This window comes from Clostridium sp. KLE 1755 (assembly GCF_000466465.2).
GTDB lineage: Bacteria > Bacillota > Clostridia > Lachnospirales > Lachnospiraceae > Eisenbergiella > Eisenbergiella porci.
The window spans coordinates 168,446-187,011 of record NZ_KE992738.1; the positions used below are offsets into that span (position 1 = coordinate 168,446).

The 18,566-nt window shown below is 51.8% G+C and carries 15 protein-coding genes; 11 read left to right on the top strand and 4 right to left on the bottom strand.

What is annotated here, in order from left to right; translation table 11 throughout:
* The first annotated feature begins 130 nt into the window (after nt 1-130).
* From HMPREF1548_RS19895 to HMPREF1548_RS19930, 8 genes are all read left to right on the top strand, one after another.
* On the top strand, nt 131-2,116 hold the full coding sequence (locus tag HMPREF1548_RS19895; protein WP_021638299.1) for an alpha-amylase family protein: 1,986 nt from the start codon (nt 131-133) through the stop codon (nt 2,114-2,116).
* Nucleotides 2,117-2,118: 2 nt separating this feature from the next.
* Entirely contained in the window at nt 2,119-4,320 is a 2,202-nt protein-coding gene (locus HMPREF1548_RS19900; RefSeq protein WP_021638300.1) for an alpha-amylase family protein, read from the top strand.
* A 44-nt stretch (nt 4,321-4,364) separates the two neighbouring features.
* A complete protein-coding gene (locus HMPREF1548_RS19905) occupies nt 4,365-5,321 on the top strand; it encodes a 2-hydroxyacid dehydrogenase (RefSeq protein WP_035323012.1) in 957 nt (318 codons plus the stop codon).
* Nucleotides 5,322-5,341: 20 nt separating this feature from the next.
* Nucleotides 5,342-7,489 carry an alpha-amylase family protein gene (locus HMPREF1548_RS19910; protein ID WP_021638302.1) on the top strand — a complete coding sequence of 716 codons (2,148 nt, stop codon included), beginning with the start codon at nt 5,342-5,344 and terminating at the stop codon, nt 7,487-7,489.
* A gap of 67 nt (nt 7,490-7,556) precedes the next feature.
* Nucleotides 7,557-8,483: a sugar phosphate isomerase/epimerase family protein gene (locus HMPREF1548_RS19915; protein ID WP_035323013.1), complete on the top strand. Its 927-nt coding sequence runs from the start codon at nt 7,557-7,559 to the stop codon at nt 8,481-8,483.
* 8 nt (nt 8,484-8,491) lie between these two features.
* The gene (locus tag HMPREF1548_RS19920; protein WP_025488857.1) at nt 8,492-9,454 is read left to right on the top strand and encodes a D-2-hydroxyacid dehydrogenase; all 963 of its coding nucleotides are present in this window, start codon (nt 8,492-8,494) and stop codon (nt 9,452-9,454) included.
* 81 nt (nt 9,455-9,535) lie between these two features.
* Entirely contained in the window at nt 9,536-10,420 is an 885-nt protein-coding gene (gene garR / locus HMPREF1548_RS19925) for a 2-hydroxy-3-oxopropionate reductase (protein WP_021638305.1), read from the top strand.
* A gap of 44 nt (nt 10,421-10,464) precedes the next feature.
* Nucleotides 10,465-11,685, top strand: a complete 1,221-nt coding sequence (locus HMPREF1548_RS19930) for a glycerate kinase type-2 family protein (protein WP_021638306.1) — start codon at nt 10,465-10,467, stop codon at nt 11,683-11,685.
* A gap of 437 nt (nt 11,686-12,122) precedes the next feature.
* On the opposite strand, the gene HMPREF1548_RS19940 is transcribed toward HMPREF1548_RS19930, so the two are convergent.
* From HMPREF1548_RS19940 to HMPREF1548_RS19950, 3 genes are read right to left on the bottom strand one after another with little or no spacing between them, the layout of a single operon-like run.
* Entirely contained in the window at nt 12,123-12,977 is an 855-nt protein-coding gene (locus HMPREF1548_RS19940) for an ABC transporter permease (protein WP_021638309.1), read from the bottom strand.
* Nucleotides 12,978-12,981: 4 nt separating this feature from the next.
* Nucleotides 12,982-13,785, bottom strand: coding sequence for an ABC transporter permease (locus tag HMPREF1548_RS19945; protein WP_035323015.1), 804 nt, complete (start codon nt 13,783-13,785; stop codon nt 12,982-12,984).
* Nucleotides 13,786-13,795: 10 nt separating this feature from the next.
* Nucleotides 13,796-14,584 carry an ABC transporter ATP-binding protein gene (locus HMPREF1548_RS19950; RefSeq protein ID WP_021638311.1) on the bottom strand — a complete coding sequence of 263 codons (789 nt, stop codon included), beginning with the start codon at nt 14,582-14,584 and terminating at the stop codon, nt 13,796-13,798.
* Nucleotides 14,585-15,278: 694 nt separating this feature from the next.
* Between HMPREF1548_RS19950 and HMPREF1548_RS19955 the strand changes: the two genes are divergently transcribed.
* The 3 genes from HMPREF1548_RS19955 to HMPREF1548_RS19965 are packed head-to-tail and all read left to right on the top strand — an operon-like array spanning nt 15,279 to nt 17,501.
* Nucleotides 15,279-15,935, top strand: a complete 657-nt coding sequence (locus HMPREF1548_RS19955) for an HAD hydrolase-like protein (RefSeq protein WP_035323016.1) — start codon at nt 15,279-15,281, stop codon at nt 15,933-15,935.
* A gap of 23 nt (nt 15,936-15,958) precedes the next feature.
* A complete protein-coding gene (locus HMPREF1548_RS19960; protein WP_021638316.1) occupies nt 15,959-16,642 on the top strand; it encodes an HAD hydrolase-like protein in 684 nt (227 codons plus the stop codon).
* A 16-nt stretch (nt 16,643-16,658) separates the two neighbouring features.
* A complete protein-coding gene (locus HMPREF1548_RS19965) occupies nt 16,659-17,501 on the top strand; it encodes a CPBP family intramembrane glutamic endopeptidase (protein ID WP_021638317.1) in 843 nt (280 codons plus the stop codon).
* Here HMPREF1548_RS19965 and HMPREF1548_RS19970 read toward each other — a convergent pair.
* Entirely contained in the window at nt 17,483-18,469 is a 987-nt protein-coding gene (locus tag HMPREF1548_RS19970; protein ID WP_035323108.1) for a WYL domain-containing protein, read from the bottom strand. The genes HMPREF1548_RS19965 and HMPREF1548_RS19970 overlap by 19 nt on opposite strands.
* Nucleotides 18,470-18,566: the final 97 nt, after the last annotated feature.

Below are 18,566 nucleotides of genomic sequence, written 5' to 3' on the forward strand. Positions count from 1 at the left end.
AACAGTTCCTTATCGGGACTGTTACAGCGGCTCCGTCAGTGCTGCGCATTTGCGGGGCTGACCACAGGAAAAACGGGGAGTGCAGCGGATTTATTTATAGGACAGGAAAAAACGAGGGGGACAGGAGCAGATGAGCTGGTGGACAGAAAAAAGATTCAGGATGATACAAAACAATCTCCGGGATATTGATGCGGGGATGGATGTGGAAGCGTATGTGGAAACGCTGAAGGAGTTTGGAGCCAATGTCTGCATGGTGGGATGCGGAGGCATTACCGCATTTCATCCCACAAGGCTGGAATGTCAGAAAACCAGCCCCTATCTGAAAGACGATTTCTTTGGAAACCTTCTGCGCCGGTGCCATGAAAACGGCATCCGGGTGATAGCCAGGTTTGATTTCAGCAAAACGCATATCCAGTTTCTTACAACCCATCCGGAATGGTTCAGCAAGTCCATACAGGGTGAGCCGGTGCTTTACAATGATACGGCGGCGGCCTGTGTCAACGGGCCCTATCAGCAGGAATGCTCCCTGCAGATTCTGGAAGAGGTGATCAGCAATTATCCGGTGGACGGGGTATTTTTCAATATGTTCGGTTACCAGACGAGGGACTACAGCGGCCGGTACGTAGGCATCTGCCAGTGTGAGAGCTGCCGGAAGCGTTTTGCGCTCTACAGCGGCGGCATGGAGCTGCCCACGCAGGAGAACGAGGAAGATCCTGTATATCGGAAATACCAGGAATTCAGGAAGTTTACCACGCAGGATCTGCTGGAGAAAATCTACAGGAAAGTAAAGGAGCTGAATCCGGAAACCGCCGTATGCACCTACAGCAGCAGGCATGTGGATCTGGTGAGGAGCGAGTCCAATTCCGCTGTGGATCGGCCGCTTCCCTTCTGGGCAATGGAAAGCGAAAGCAACGTTTCCTTTGTGCAGGAAACCTTTAACAACAGATTTTCAAGCAACTGCGTGATCAATGCCGTGGATATTTTTTACCGCTTCATGGGAGTCTCACCGTATCTGAATGAGCTTCGGCTTTACGGGGACATGGCGGCCAGGGGAAACCTGGACTGGTGCATCATCGGGGGTTTTGAAACCTATCCTGATAAAATGAATTTTGAGGGAACCAAAAGGGTATTCCGTTTCCATAAAAAATATGAGGACATTTTCAGCCGCCTGCAGCCCTGCGGGGAAATTCTTCTGGTAAATCCTGCGGGGGACGGGGAGGATGCCAGGAAGGAATATCTGGGCATCTATAAAATGCTGAAGGAAGCGCACCTTCCCTTTGAAGTAATGGATGGCAGGGAGACGGAGCTTCTGGCGGAAAAAGCGGATGCTTACCGCGTGATCATCCTGCCGGGAATAAAGGAGCTGCCGATAAAGGCTGCGCAGGCGCTGGAAAAAAGCGGCGCTGTCATCATCGGGACCGGGCTTGCGCTGGAAAAGGATGGGGCGCTTCTTAAGAAGCTGTTTTCCGTAACGCTGAAAGAAAAGCTGGAGCCGGTGCGGGGCAGCTACATGCTCACCGAACCGAAAAGCGTTTTCCGGCATTTCGGAGAACGGGACTGGGTATATCTGGATAAGGAATACCGCTATATGGAACCGGAGGAAGGAAACCGAAATTATATGCCGTTGATTTCAGCCAGCATGTATGGGCCGCCGGAGCGCTGCTTCGGCCATGAGGTGACGGAGCAGAGCTGTGTTTCCATAAGGGAAGGCAAGTCCGTTTATTTTCCATGGATGCCGGGACAGCTCTATTATTCCCAGGGATATGAGGATTTTAAAAATTTGTTCCTGGATGTGCTCTGGAAGGACGGCCTGCAAAGGGAACCGGGGCAGGGAGGACTGATAAGCGTGGAGGCGCCGTCCTGTGCGGAGGTGCTTTTCCACCGCTGCGGGGAGGATAAATACCTGCTGCAGATTTTAAATTACTCCGGATTTAACGGCACTACCTTTTCTGAACCCCTGCCTTTAGAGGCGAGGTTTACCTTCCCCGGGCTGGAGGTGAAGAAGGCCCAGTGCCTGGAGGCGGACGGCAAAAGAAAAATTGCCTGTGACGGTAAACTGAAGGTTCCTGTAAAGGGATTGTATAAGGCGGTACTGATTACTGCAAAGGAGAGGTGAGAATGGAACCCTGGTATCAGAGGACTTTTTTATGGGGACAGGTAAATCTGACCGAGGATGATCCGGTCAGATGCGATCTGTCTTTCTGGCAGGATTACTGGAAAAAGACCGGTGTGGAAGGCGTTATTATTAACTGCGGGGGAATTGTCAGCTATTACCGCAGCCGTTTTTCCTATCAGTATAAGGCGCAGGGGCTTGGGGAGCAGGACTATTTCGGCCTGTGGAACCGGGCGGCCAGGGAAGCGGGACTTACCGTGATTGCCAGAATGGATATCAATTGTACCACGAAGGAAATGTATGACAGATATCCGGAGTGGTACTGCCGGGACAGGGAAGGGCGGCCCATCCTGAGTCAGGGAAGGTATATGGCCTGTGTGAACGGAGGCTATTACCAGGAGTTTATTCCGGAAGTGTTCCGTGAAATCATAGAAAAATATCATCCGGACGGCTTTGCGGACAACAGCTGGGCCGGGCCGGGAATTAAAACCATATGCTATTGTGAGAACTGCAGGAGGCTTTTTTTAGAGGAATGCGGCTGCAGCCTGCCGGAAAAAGCTGATTGGGAGGATCCGGTATACCGGAAATGGGTCAGCTGGAGCTATGCTACCAGAGTGAGAAACTGGAAATATTTTAATCAGGTGACCTCGGACTGTGGCGGGGAGGACTGTAAATGGTTCGGAATGCTGAATGCGGACCCGTTTTCCACCGGGGGAAGGTTTTATGATATCAAAAGGCTGGTGCAGGATGCGCCGTTTATTTTCTGTGATCATCAGTCCAGGGACCGCAGCAGCGGCTTTGCGCAGAATTCCCTGAACGGGGCGCTGCTGCGGCTGGCTGCCGATGAGAATATAATTGTGGCGGAGAGCATGGCGCACTATTACAAAGGAGAGCGTACCTTCCGGCTTTCTGCGGGGCAGCGGCAGGAGGTACGCAAGTGGATGCTCACGGGGCTGGGCGGCGGGATCGCACCCTGGTTCCATTTTGTGGGAGGCGGTACGCAGGATAAGCGGAAGTTTTCCATTTCCCGGGATCTGTACCGTTTTGTGGGAGAAAATAAGAAGTGGTTCAGGAACCGTACAAATATGGCCAATGTGGGCGTGGTATGGAACCAGGAAAGCGCCATTTATTATGGAAGGGACAGGGCGGAGGAACGCAGTGCTGCCAGCTTTAAGGGAATGACGGAAAGCCTGTCCAGGGCGGGAATCCCTTTTCTGCCGATACATGCCGATGATATTGGAAAATATGGGGAGCGCCTGCAGCTTTTGATTCTGCCGAACCTTGCCATTTTAAGCGAAAGCCAGGCGGCGGCGGTGAGGGAGTGGCTTAAGCAGGGCAAGGATCTGCTGCTCACCTCGGATACTGGGCTGTATGACGCGCAGGGGGAATGGAAGGGCGCGGGCGCGCTGTATGAGGATATGGGGCTCAGGGTATGTGGAAAAGAGGAAGGGATTACCGGATCGGGTGAGGATAACTGGATGGTGCATGATAGCCATACCTATCTGGAAATAACACAGCCCGGCCATCCGGTATTTAAGTATACGCCGGACACACAGCTTTTGCCCTTCGGAGGCAGGCTGCGGGTAACAGAAAACGCAGGGGCATTGCAGCCTCTTGGCAGTTACATCCCTGCCTTCCCCATTTATCCGCCGGAATTTTCCTGGATCAGGGAAAAAAGCGGGGAAGCGGCTGTTTATGCCGGAGAATTGGAAAGCGGTTCCCGGGTGGTATATTTCCCGGCGGATATTGACCGCTGCTATGCCAGATACCATATACCGGATCACCGCAGGCTGTTGGAGGGCGCGGTGAGATGGGCGGGGCGGGAGAGCTTTCCGGTTTCCGTGGAAGCGCCGGCCCATGTGAATTGCAATGCCTACCGTCATTTCTGCAGGGAGGACGGAGGGCAGGAGGAAAGTAAGGATGGAAGCAGGAGCAGCGGGCAGGGCCGGGATCGGGAAGGCGGAAAAACGGACTGTCTCCTGATTCATCTGGTAAACCTGGCCGGCTGTGACGTCCCTCTGGGAGCGCTGGAAGCCAATCTTCCTATCGGACCCGTGCGGATAACTTTGCGTGTACCGGAAGCAGGGGAGGAAGCCGTCAGCCTTATTTCAGGAGAGCATATCAGGATAACGGAAGAAAACGGAGAACGGGTAATCCTGCTTTCAAGGCTGGAGGAGCAGGAACTTTTAACCGTCAGCCTGAATTAAAAAATAATAAAAGCACGTGACCGTGCGGAATGGAGCGAATGAAGATGAATATCGTATTATTGGAATCCCTTGGAATTCCGGAAGCGGAATTAAAGAAATATGCACAGGAGCTGGAAAAGGAAGGACATACCTTCCGCGCTTACGAAAAGAACACGGATCCGGCTGTCCAGATAGAAAGGGCGAAGGATGCGGATGTGATTATGCTGGCCAATATGCCGCTGTCGGGCGAAGTCATAAGAAGCTGTCCCTCCCTTCGGTTCATTGATGTAGCCTTTACCGGCGTGGATCATGTGGATTTGGAAGCGGCAAAGGAGAAGAAAATTGCGGTAAGCAATGCTTCCGGCTATTCCAATGAATCGGTGGCGGAGCTGGTGCTGGGAATGGCAATCGATCTGTTCCGTAAGGTTCCCCAGGTGGAGAAGCGGTGCAGGGAAGAGGGCACAAAGGACGGCCTGGTAGGCCGGGAGCTGAAAGGGCATACGGTGGGAATCATCGGTTACGGCGCCATAGGCTCGCGCGTGGCGGAGCTGTTCCATGCCATGGGCTGCAGGATTCTGGCTTTTTCCAGACACAAAAAAGAAAATGTGCCGGATTATGTTACCTATGTGACGCTGGAGGAGTTGCTTGGACAGTCGGATATCGTTTCCCTGCACTGCCCGCTGACGCCTGAAACAAGAGGGCTGATCAATGCGGAGAGGATTACGCTGATGAAGAAAACAGCTGTGCTCATCAATGCGGCGAGAGGACCGGTGGCAGACTCCCGTGCGCTGGCAGATGCGCTGAATGAAGACCGGATCGCAGGCGCCGGGGTGGATGTCTTTGAAATGGAACCGCCGGTGCCGGCAGACCATCCGCTTCTACATGCGAAAAACTGTCTGGTAACGCCCCACGTTGCTTTTGCATCGGAGGAATCCATGAAGCTGAGGGCGGATATTGTATTTGACAGCCTGCAGGAGTGGCTGAAGGGCGGACAGGTCAATACGGTGCTTCCGAGGGCGTGAACAATACAGGAGCTTTGCATATGAATAAATATTGGTATCAGGAGCAAGTAAGAATTTTGCAGACCGTGCTCCGGGAAAAGGACGCCGCGCAGTATGATGCGGCCGCGGTAGTGCAGTACATGAAGGAAACAGACAGCAACTGCCTGGTAGTCAACGCGGGCGGCGTGATGGATTTTTTCCCGAATAAAACGGAATTGGGCAGGCCGGGCAGATTCCTGGGCAGCCAGGATATCCTGAAAAGTCTGGTAAAGGAATGCCATGAAAATCAGCTCCGTATAATTGTGAGAGTGGATTTCAGGGGCGTGGAGAAGGAACGGTACGAGCAAAAGCCCCACTGGTTCGGACAGAATGAGGACGGCTCCCCGCTGATGGGATGGAATGACCGGATTTACAGGCCCTGCTATACCAGTTTTTACGGAAGCGGCCATGCGGAGGAATTTATCCGGAAGCTGTTACAGGAATATGATGTGGACGGCGTGTGGGAAAACTGTGTGATCTTCGGTTACGGCCCCTGCTATTGTCCCGGCTGCAGAGAAAGCTTCCGGGCCTACAGCGGCAGGGAGATTCCCTCCGGCGCCGACTATGCTTCCGGGGAATTCCGGGAATACAGGGAATGGAAATCCATCCATGCCAGGCAGCATATGGACAGGATGCGGTGCACGGTAAAAAGCTTCGGGCAGGATAAGGCATATGTCTCCGAAATCTTCGGCATGTACCATGTCTCCACATCCCTTACCTCAGGAATCGATCTGTATGACGCCAAGGATAAATTTGATTTTCTGGTCAGCCCGCTGTTCCTGGACGGCAGCGCGCAGCCGGAGAAAAAATATGAGGATTACAGCCACGCGGCTTCCGGCATCCGTTTTTTAAAGGCCATTGCGCCGGAAAAGCAGAGCGTCGCCCTTTCGGGAGGGAATGGAACAAAATGGCGGTACGTAACAGCGCCCCGCCTGGAAAACCGGATATGGCTGTGGGAAGCGGTCAGCGCGGGAGGAAACCTGTGGAACAACTACTTTAACGGACAGTATCCGGGAAACGCCGTGGACAGAAGAAATGCGGGCGGGGAAAAGGAAATTTACCATTACCTGAAGGAAAACGCGCCGTTTCTGAACGGGCAGATACCGGAAGGGGAAACAGGTATCTTTTATTCCAGGGCCACCCGGGATGTGTGGGGAAAGGACAGTATGGCGGAGGATGAATACGGGACCTTCCTCCGGGGCGTGGAGCGGGTTTTGTTTGACTGCCATATCCCTTACCGTTTTGTGCCGGATCTGGATTTTTCCTATGAAAAATTAAAGGGGCTTAAGGTGCTGCTGCTGCCCAATGCAGCCTGCCTTAGCGAAGAGCATATGGAGGTTATCCGCCGTTTTGTGGAAAACGGCGGCGGGCTTGTGGCTTCCTTCAGGACCTCCCTTTATGATGAAAAAGGACGCAGACGGCCGGATTTTGGCCTGAAGGATGTGTTCGGCTGTTCTTTTACAGGAATTGTCAAAGACACCAGATGGGACAGCTACCAGAAGGTGAGGATGGCGCACCCGGTTTTTGCAGGCATGGATATTGAGCGGACGGAAATGATAATGAATGAGGAGGAGACTCTTCTTTGCACAAAACAGAAGGCGGATTATGATATGGCGGCCTCCTATGTGCCCCCGATTTACAACCAGCCGCCGGAATATGCCTGGATACCGGAGGAAGAGACGGAATATCCCACCATACTGACAGGACAGTATGGAAAAGGCAGGGTGGTCTATTTTTCCAATCAGACGGATAAAGCCTGCTTTACAAACGGCCATGAGGATTTTATCAATACCTACCGGAACGCGGTGGAATGGGCGGCAGGCGGGAACTTCTCTTTCACCGCCCGGGTGCCGGAGAGCGTGCACATTTCCCTGACCTGTGATTGTAAGAAGGGCGGCAGGAAGGTAATTTCCTTTGTGAACACCACCTCAGGGCCTTTCCGGCCAATACGCAGCCTTCAGCCGGTATATGATCTGGAGGTAAGGCTTCGGGGCGTTTCCCTGAAAAATGCAGAAATCCTGCGGGAAGAAAGCCGGATAGAAGTGGAAGAAGAGATGGTGCAGAAAGACAGGGAAATCGTGATCCGGATTCCCTGCCTGCAGGAATTTTCAGCCGTATTTCTGGATACGGAGGAAGGAAGAGAAGGCTGAAGGCCCCTTTTAAACGACTGATTGATGCAGTATCGCAGGCGTTCCTGCGATATACAGGAGGTATATGATGAAAGAAAATATAGAAGCTTATTTTCAGGTGGGAACCATTTTGTGGATGAGTTATCCGCCCGCCATGTACGGACAGTCCTTCGGAAGCTATGAGGACTCGCTGCTTAAGGTTCTCAGGGATGATTTTTTCAGCTGTATTGAGCTGACGCAGATCAAGGACGATAAGCTCAGGGAACGGGTGAAGCACCTGCTTTCCCAGTCCCATATGAAGGTTTGCTACGGCGCGCAGCCCAGGCTGCTTTCCACCGGCTTAAACCCCAATGATATCGACGAAGAAGGACGAAAAAGGGCGGAGGAAACGCTGCTTGAAGGAATCGATGAGGCCGCTTATCTGGGGGCTGAAGGGATAGCCTTCTTGGCAGGAAAATGGCAGGAGGAAACAAAAGAGCAGGCCTATGGACAGCTTTTGAAAACCACGATTCATTTGTGTGAGTATGCCAAAAGCAAAGGAATGTATGTGAACCTTGAGGTGTTTGATTATGACTGTGATAAAGCAGCGCTGATAGGCCCTGCGCCGCTGGCGGCAAGGTTTGCCGCGGATGTGAGGACAAAATGCCCGAATTTCGGACTGCTTGTGGATTTGTCCCATTTTCCCACCACCTATGAAACGAGCCGGTTTGTGATACAGACCCTGCGCCCCTATATCACCCATCTTCATATAGGAAACGCGGTGATGCAGCCCGGCTGTGATGCCTATGGGGATAAACACCCCCGTTTCGGCTATCCTAACAGCGCCAATGACACGATGGAGCTGCTTGACTTTTTCCGGGTTTTAAGGCAGGAGGGCTTTTTCAGGAAGGAAGAGCCGATGGCGCTGTCCATGGAGGTTTCCCCAAGGCCGGAGGAGGATGCGGATATCGTGCTGGCAAATACAAAAAGGGTGATCAAGAGAGCATGGGCGCTGCTGGAGGATGAACCGGAATGAAAACAGGTATGAAGATAGTGATATTAGACGGATTTACGGAAAATCCCGGTGATTTAAGCTGGGATGGGCTGAGGGCCTGCGGGGATCTTACGGTTTACGACAGGACGCCGGCCGATTTGACAGCACAGCGTATGCAGGGCGCAGAAGCCGTGTTTACCAACAAGACCATAATTTCCGCGGAAATCATGGAGAAATGCCCGGCGTTGAAATTCATCGGAGTTCTGGCAACCGGAGTGAATATTGTGGATATAAAGGCCGCCTCCGACAGGGGAATCGTGGTATCCAACGTACCGGCCTACGGTACGGCTTCCGTGGCTCAGTTTACCATGGCGCTTCTGCTGGAGCTGTGCCATCATGTGGGCGCCCATTCCCAGGCGGTAAAAAATGGGGAATGGGGCAGCTGCCCTGATTTCTGCTTCTGGAAGTATCCGCTGACAGAGCTTGCCGGAAAAACAATGGGCATTATCGGCTTTGGCAATGTGGGACGGACCGTTGCACGTATGGCGCTTGCCTTTGGGATGAAGGTGCTGGCGTACAGCCACCATGAAATTCCGGGAGAGCTCTTAACGGATGGAATCAGAAGCGTGGATTTGGAAGAGCTGTACCGGCAGGCGGATGTCATATCCCTGCACTGTCCGTTGTCTGAGAAAAATACCGGAATGATCAACAAACAGTCCATTGCCAGGATGAAGGACGGCGTTTTCCTGATCAATACGGCCAGGGGACCGCTGATTAATGAAGCGGATTTGAAGGAAGCCCTGGAAAGCGGCAAGGTGGGAGGCGCTGCTGTGGACGTGATTTCCCGGGAACCGGCTGCTGCGGATAATCCGCTGCTGAAGGCCCCCAATATGATAATAACGCCTCATATTGCCTGGGCTCCCAGGGAAGCCAGGCAAAGATTGATGGATATCACCGTGGAAAACATGAAGGCCTATCTTGACGGCCGGCCGATACATGTGGTGAATATGTGAGAAAAACGAATCGGCAGTTTTGCATATTTACTGTGCTGGCTGTCGCAAAATGATTCAGACTTAAAGAAGAGGAACCGGAGAATGAAAATAGGATTTATCGGATTGGGAATCATGGGAAAACCCATGTGCAAAAATTTATTAAAGGCAGGGCATGAGTGTACGATATATGATATTGTAGAAGAAGCGGCCGGTGAAGCTGCCAAAGCCGGCGCAGTGAAATGCGAAAGTGCCGCGCAGGCGGCTTCCGGCAGAGAGCTGGTAATCACCATGCTGCCCAATTCCCCGCAGGTAAAGCAGGTGGTTCTCGGAGAAAACGGTATCGCGGACGCCATGGACGAGGGCTGTATTTTTGTGGACATGAGCTCTATCGCCCCCCTGGCATCAAAAGAAATCGGCGCGGCCCTGGCTGCTAAGAATATCGAGATGCTGGATGCCCCTGTTTCCGGCGGGGAGCCAAAGGCTGTTGACGGGACGCTTTCCATCATGGTGGGCGGAAAGAAAGAGATTTATGACAAAGTGAAGGAGGTGCTTCTGTGCATGGGAAGCAGTGCCGTATACTGCGGAGATCTGGGCGCGGGTAATACAACGAAGCTGGCCAACCAGATTGTGGTGGCCCTTAATATTGCAGCCTGTGCGGAAGCCTTTACTTTATCCAAGAAGGCCGGCGTGGATCCGGAGCTTGTTTTTGACGCCATCCGGGGTGGGCTGGCCGGTTCTACCGTTATGGACGCCAAGGTACCTATGATGCTTGACGGCAATGATAAACCGGGCTTTAAAATCGATTTGCATATCAAGGATTTGAATAATGCATTGGAAACCGGGCACGGTGTGGGAATGGGACTGCCGCTCACCGCACAGGTGATGGAGATGATGCAGCAGCTTGCGGCGGATGGATTTGGAGGAAAGGATCATAGTGCACTTGTTAAATACTACGAGAAGATGACCGGAGAATCCATCAGGCGCTGATTATCCGGTCAGGCCCATAAAAATTTTGCTGCGAGGAAAATGGTATGCGTGAGGATGCTTTTCAGATTATACAAAAAACAATAGCCGATTGCCTGCCCGACAAGGCGGTCCGGGATTCTCTCCAAAAGCTGGACTTTACCGGGAAGGTTTACGTGGTCGCCATCGGGAAGGCCGCATGGGTTATGGCCAAAACGGCCTCTGTTTTTCTGGCTGACCGGCTGGAAAAGGGAATTATTATAACAAAATATGAACATTCCAGAGGTGCGCTGGACAAATTTGAAATCATAGAAGCGGGGCATCCCACGCCAGATGAAAATTCCGTTCTGGGCGCCGGGAAGGCTGTGGAGCTGGTAAAGGAGGCGACGCAGGAGGACACGGTGCTTCTCCTTCTTTCAGGAGGCGGTTCCTCCCTGGTGGAGCTTCCCATGCCGGGACTCACCCTTGCCGACATTCAGGAGGTAACCAGGCAGCTGCTTTTCTGCGGCGCAGGGATTACGGAAATCAATGTGCTGCGCAAAAAGCTGTCCGCCATGAAGGGCGGCAAATTCGCCAGATACCTGAAAAAGGCAAAGGCATATTCCATCATCCTTTCCGATATTATCGGGGATAATGATGATATGATAGCCTCAGGCCTGACCTATCCCGACGATTCCACAGCGGAGGAGGTAAAGAAGATTATAGAAAAATATCATCTGCAGCTGGAAAAGAAGGTGGAAGATATTCTGCTAAACAGCCAGCCCTGCCGGGACATCCAAATCGAAAACCATGTGGTGGGAAGTGTAAAGGATCTTTGCCGGGCGGCAGCAGAGCATGCAAAAGAGCTTGGCTACCACCCCTACATACTGACAGCCTCCATGCAGTGCGAAGCCAAAGCCGCCGGAAGGTGGATTGCTTCCTATGCCTCCTCGGATTATGAAAAGCCCTTTGCCGTCATTGCGGGAGGCGAGACTGTTGTGAAGGTGATCGGAAAAGGCCTGGGCGGCAGGAACCAGGAGCTTGCCCTGAGCGCAGCCAGGCAGCTGAGCGGCAGGGAGGATGCCCTTTTGTTCTCCTTAGGCTCAGACGGAACCGACGGCCCCACCGACGCGGCCGGGGGAATTGTGGACGGAAGCACGGTAGGCCAACTGGAACAGCTGGGGGTGGATGTGGATCAGGTGCTGAAGAACAACGACTCCTATCATGCGCTTAAGCTGGTGGACGGACTGATAATGACCGGGGCTACCGGGACGAATGTGAATGATGTTGCTGTTTTGCTGTGCAGATAATAGGAAGTGACCAGAACTTAATTCTTCTGCATCCATTATCGGAGAACCACTTCAAACTGGGTTACCCGGGTTTGAAGCACAAAGTTCACGATGAATGCGCCCTTGAACTTGATGAACAGGCAGTTACCTTCGCCAAAGGCTGTAGGTTCCGGATTCACCAGATGGCGGAGGAGACCCATATTTGTCAGATAGATTTTACAGGGAAAAATATGCAATTCAACCAGGGAACACAACATGCAATCACATTTTTATAATGTTTTATGTGTGTCTCATCACACTTTTATAAATAATTATGGAACAAAACATGCAAAGAGAAGGACAGGACTACACTATTCCGTGGAGTTCGGTCCTTCTTGTCATAGTAGCTAATATGAGATTGCACATGTGCTTATGGCAGAAACGGAAGCAAAAAATTAATCTATTCAGCCGGCTCCGATTTACGACCCCGTAGACTTATAATGCCTCACTCCCACCCGCCAAAGCAGATAACACGGCAGCAGAAACACCACCCCCGCCCCCGGCAGCAGCCCATACCACCATTTTCCCCGCCCCAGCACGAAAAGCAGCGGATAATACTGCACACAGGCATAAGGAACCACAAAGGTTGCGAACAGAAGAATCTTCTTCCCATAAATATCAAAAGGATATTTCCCATATTCTCTTGCCCCGTCCGTGAGCACATTCATAAATTCCAGCCCTTCCAGCGTGAAAAAGCAAATAGCCGCATATATCAGGAAAATTCCCGCAAACAGAGCGGTTCCTCCCAGGAGCATAAAAATAAGGACCACGATTCTGGAAAAGCTCCAGTCAACCGTACCCACAGAAAGACTGTAAGCAAAAATAATCACAGCCTGTACCATACGCCCCAGCCGCGTAAACTCAATGCGCTGTCCCAGCACCTGAAGCACCGAACTGCGGGGACGCACCATAATCCGGTCGAAGGTTCCATTCCCAATAATGGAGGAAAACTGGTCAAACCCTCTTGCAAATGTCTCCGCCAGGGAAAATTCCATCAGAAGGATACCGCAGCACAGCAGCACCTCGCCATAGCCGTAGGCCCTTACGTTCCGGAATCTTTGGAACATAAAATACATGCCCAGAAACACATTAAAGGATGCCAGAAACTGCCCCAGGGCAGTCAGGAAAAAGGAGGTTTTATACTGCATGGTGCTTTTGAGCTGTATCATAAAATACTGCTTATATAAATGCAGGCTGCCGGTCAGTCTTTTAATCAGCCCTTCAAACAGTTTCCCGTCCGGCCCATTTTGATTTTTAGGAATTGCCATATTCATACGCTCACCCTCCCTGCACCACGATCTTTTTCATTGCCCTGTATTCCAGTGCCTTACCGCATGCCAGCATGGCGAAAAACCAGAAAATCTGCAGAAAAACAGCCCTTTGCAAGGCCGCCCCTGCCAAATCCCCGCTGTATACCCGCAGAGCTACATTCTGCATGGCGGCAAAGGGCAGCAGTTCCATCACCTTCCTCACCGCATCGGGAAAGAAAGGAAGCGGAATGATTGCCCCCTGGAAAAACTCCACCATAGACAGTGAAACAAGCCGTATGCCATCCGGCGAAATGGTAAAAAACGAGAGCATATAAATGATCATGCAAAAGGCCACCACATTCAAAAGCCCCAGCGCCAGTGTCAGGAGGAACACAAGGAAGCAGGCCGGATTTGCCGGCGCGCCAAGCCCGTAGGGAGACGGGATGAAAACCGCAACAAGAAGAATGGGAAAACAGCGAAGTACGGCGCGTGACAGCCTTGTCGCCAGGCTTCTGGAAAACCACATATTATAGATTCCAAAGGGCCTGCATAATTCATAGGAAATATTCCCGTTTTTAATGGATTCGAAAATTTCCCCTTCCATGAGCCAGGCCATAAACAGCGCCAGAAATGCCTGCTGCATCCAGATATAGGAGCTTGTGGCCTGAAGGGTCATGGGAAAGGAAGAGGGATCCGAATCATAAAAAGCACGGAAGGTAAGGATTTCCATAACTCCCCAGAAAAACTGTGTGACGATCCCGGCCAACGCCGCCGCCCGGTACTGCAGTCCCGTATTAAAACGCAGGCGGAAAAAAGAAAGATATTTTTTCATGGCCGCCCTCCTAAATATCATACTGCTGATACAGGGAGGCCACGGTTTCGTCAATGCTTTCACCGCCCCGGCGGATATCGTCCAGCGTGCCGTCCATAAGGATCCTGCCTTTCCCGATAAGCAGAATCCTGCTTGCCAGCGCTTCGATGTCCTGCATATCGTGGGTGGTGAGAATCACCGTGGTATGATGCTCTGCGTTAAGACGCCTGATAAAATCCCTGACAGCCAGCTTGGAAACGGCGTCCAGCCCGATTGTCGGCTCGTCCAGAAAAAGAAGCCTTGGAGAATGCAGGAGAGAGGCCGCGATTTCACAGCGCATCCGCTGGCCCAGGGAAAGCTGCCTGGTAGGCGTGCGCAGAAGCTCGGACAGATTTAACAGCTCCGTCAGCTCCTCCCTGTTTTTCCGGTAAACGGCATCGTCAATGCGGTAAATATCCTTTAAAAGCTCAAAGGAATCGGCCACAGGCACGTCCCACCACAGCTGGGAGCGCTGTCCGAAAACCACGCCGATATCCGCCACATGCCGGATTCGGTTTTCCCAGGGAATCCGGCCGTTTATGACGCAGGTCCCGCTATCCGGAGTCAGAATTCCGCTGAGGATTTTGATTGTGGAACTTTTCCCGGCGCCGTTGGGCCCTATGTAGCCAACCATCTCTCCGTCCTGAATCGTAAAGGAAACATCGTCCAGCGCCCTGATTTCCTCATATTCACGGTGGAACAGGCTGTGAAAAGCGTTGATAAAGCCCGCGTCGCGCTTGGCAACACGGTAGGTCTTGGTGATATGCGACACTTCGATCATGTAAAAAAGTCACCCCTTTCCGGTGGTATACATTGCAGTGTTTCCGACAGGCATTAGTCCAATGTGGCCGTAAAATGGGCAAAAATGTGGCAGGCCATCACCGGCAGTTCGGCGGCATCGGGAGAATACCACAATAGTGCGCTAAGTCAGAACACATAATAATGTATACGAATTAAAAACATAACAGGAACAAAAAAGAAATTTTTCCGGTATTTCCTTCTCCAGAAGGTACCGATTAAGAAACGGGGATAGCTCCCTGTATAAAGAACAATGAGAGGCTGCTTGGAGCACAGCATCACTGTCTGAATTTATCAGAACCGTCATTTTTTATTTATGGACGGACTTATAGAATAGCATTTCACCGTACAGGAGTCAAGAAAATAGCGTACAAAAATAAAGGATAAAAATTGTGCAATTATCCCAAATATTGTATTTTTATTGCAGCTGAACAGTTCCTGCTTCATTTAAAAAGGTTCAATAAAGATTTTTGACTTCCGTACCGAACTTTGCTATAGTGGGAAAAAGATATGGAGGAAAATCCTCTGCTCGCACAGAGTTCACATTTTGCTCCGCAAAACAAGGAGGAAAATCCTCTGCTCGCATGTAGCTCGCATTTTGCTCCGCAAAACAAGGAGGAAAATCCTCTGCTCGCATGTAGCTCGCATTTTGCTCCGCAAAACAAGGAGGATTGGCATTGTTTTCTTATATTTTATTTGATCTGGACGGAACTGTCAGCGATCCGAAGGCGGGAATCACCGGCAGCGTGCAGTATGCGCTGCGTGCGCTTGGTATTGAAGAGCCTGATTTGGACAGGCTGGAGCCGTTTATCGGGCCTCCGCTGCGAGACAGCTTTCAGGAATATTACAATCTGAATGAAGAGCAGACGGAGTTTGCGGTAAAAAAGTACAGGGAACGTTTTTGTGCAAAGGGGATTTATGAAAATATTTTGTATCCGGGGATGAAGGAGCTGCTGAACCGGCTGAAGGAGTCGGGCTGTCATCTGGCTGTGGCCTCCAGCAAGCTGGAGGTTTCGGTGACAGAGATCCTCCGGTATTTTGCTATCGGGGATTGTTTTGAAGTTACCGTGGGAAGCGAGCCGGATGGAACGCGGAGCAAAAAAGAGGAAGTGGTGGAGGAAGCACTGCATCGTTTTTTCCCGGACGGTAAGGTCCCATTCGATGATATTGTTATGGTAGGCGATAGGAAATTTGACATTGTTGGCGGAAAAGAATACGGGCTTCATCAAATCGGCGTTACTTATGGATATGCGCCGGAAGGGGAGCTGGAAGAAGCCGGGGCGGAATATCTGGCGCACAGCGTGGAAGAGCTGGGACGGATACTGCTTGGGTAGGGCGCAGTCAGGAGGAGTAAGAAATGAACGGAGAAAAAAGCAGGTACACGTATATTTTGTTTGATTTGGACGGAACGCTGAGTGATCCGAAGGAAGGAATTACCGGCAGCGTACAGTATGCGCTGAAGGCTCTCGGGATAGACGAGCCGGATGCGGATAAGCTGGAGCCTTTTATCGGTCCGCCGCTGAAGGACAGCTTTCAGGAATTTTACGGATTGAATGAGGAACAGGCGGATTTTGCAGTGCAAAAATACAGGGAACGCTTTAAGGATCAGGGGATTTTTGAAAATACTCTTTATCCGGGCATGAAGGAGCTGTTAAAACGACTGAATGAAGCCGGCTGTGTGCTGGCTGTGGCCTCCAGCAAGCCGGAGGTTTTTGTCAACCGGATTCTGAATTTTTTTGATATCGGCGATTGCTTTAAGGTAGTGGTGGGAAGTGAGCTGGACGGCACGCGCAGTCGGAAGGAAGAAGTGGTTTCGGAGGCGTTGGGACGTTTGTTTCCGGACGAAAATGTTCCATATGAAAGCATCGCCATGGTGGGGGATCGGAAATTCGACATTTCAGGAGCTCTGGAGTTCGGCCTTCATCCGATAGGAGCCGCCTATGGTTATGCCGGGGAAGGCGAGCTGGAGGCGGCCGGGGCGGAGTATATCGCGGAGAATGTAGAGGATTTGGGCTTATTTTTATTAGAAGGAAAAATGTGAGCTGACAGGAGCGGATATGAGAATCGGCGGAAAGAAAGAGACGGAAAAGAATATAAAAGGCCGTGCAGATAAAAATACGGTGTATAGAGCGCTTTTTTCCGTATTGGGGGCGCTGCTTGTGTATGAAGCGGGGAAAATGGCAGGCCTGCTGTTGGCAGGAGCACTTATCGGCGGCGGGGAAAATGCGGAAGAAATGCTGAATTCAGGTCTGACCGGGGGGCTTGCAAACCTGATTATGATTCTCACCGGAGGGGTGGCCTGTTTTGCGCTATGGAAGCCGTTTCTTCATTTTCGGCCCGCAAAACGGACGGATCGGAAAGAAATACTGCCGTTTTTTATCATGGCGGCGGCGCTGGCGCTGGGGTTGAATATCCTTATGGCATTTCTGCAGCTGGATCGGTTTTCCGAAACGTTCCGGGAGGTATCCCGGGCCCAGGCCGATGTGCCGCTTTGGCTGGGGATAGTGCTTTACGGCCTGGCAGCGCCTTTTTCCGAGGAGCTGGTTTTCCGGGGCATCATTTATGGAAAAGCCAGAGATATCTTCGGGGCTCCGGCGGCCATGGTTTTTTCCGGCCTGATATTTGGAATTTATCACGGGAATCTGGTGCAGGGTATCTATGCAGCATTTCTGGGAACCGTGCTTGCATGGACGATGGAACATACGGGAACCCTGCTGGCGCCCATGATATTCCATGGGATAGGGAACATAACCGTGTTCCTTCTTATCGACGCGGCAGGCCTGGGCGGGGCGCTGGCAAGGCCGTGGATTTGTGCGGCGATTCTTTTTATCAGCGTGGTATGCTTCCTGCAGCTGATAAAGGGCGGTAAAGCAGGAAAATCTCAAAGCTCCATCCTGTAAAGCAGCTCATGCTGCTTCTTCACCCGTTCCTTCACCTGCGCCAGAAAGGATTCCGGCCCCAGTACCTTTACCACGGGCCCGAAAGAAAGCACATCAATCAAAAGCTCGGTTTCATCCGCCGAATCATAATAGATCGAGCAGAGCCAGCAGCCGTTTTCCTCATCATATTCCGTATGCTTTTCATAGCTGGCAAAATGGAGCATGCACCGTTCCAGAGAGTTACGTTCGCCGCTGATTTGCAGCAGCACAGGCTCCGCAGCCCGGCTCACCGGCTGGAATCTGTATCCGGTGACAGAATCCGGGACATGTTCGGAGGAAAGCCGGCATTCCCTGATTTTTGCAAAATTCAGAAGCGTGTTGATACGAAAGGTGCCGCGGCTGTACTTCAGGCAACAGAGGCGGAACTTATCATCCTTGGAAGAATACTGTATCTGATAAGGCGCCGCTTCAAAGCTGCGCGTCTGCCCCTCCTTTCCTTCATAGGTGACCAGAAGGATTCTCCCCTCCCGCAGCGCACAAAGCGCTGTCTGAAAATGTGCCCGGTACACCTCCGATTCCACAGGATCCCCGTCCGTGTACCGATCATAATAATGAAAATCCCCATCATTGTACAGCGGCTGTACCTGGGAAAGCTCCCGGGTCAGCCTGGCGATATCCTCATCCGTAAGAAACAGCCGGATTCGCCGATCCCGGAGAAGCGCCTTCAGCCACGACTTCTGCAGGCTGCTTAACGGCGTCCGGGGAGCCTGGGAAAGCCTGGAACGATACTCCTTTTCCCCAGCTTCCTCAAGCAACGGCCAGGCGCCTGAGGTCAGCTTTGGCAGAATGGCAAGAGCCGTCTCCTGAAAGCCATGCGACAAAGCGATTTCTTCCATCCTTTTTGCGGAAACAGGCGTATTCTGCGCCTCCGCCAGAATCCGCCGCACCACATCAAAATAACAGCTGTATATTTCATGAAATAATTCCATTGCAATTCCCTTCCGCATTCCGCAGCGCCTTACATTTCAAACTGCGGCAATCCTGTAAACGCAGCGCGTTCCCGTACTATGGCTTTCTGGTACGCCC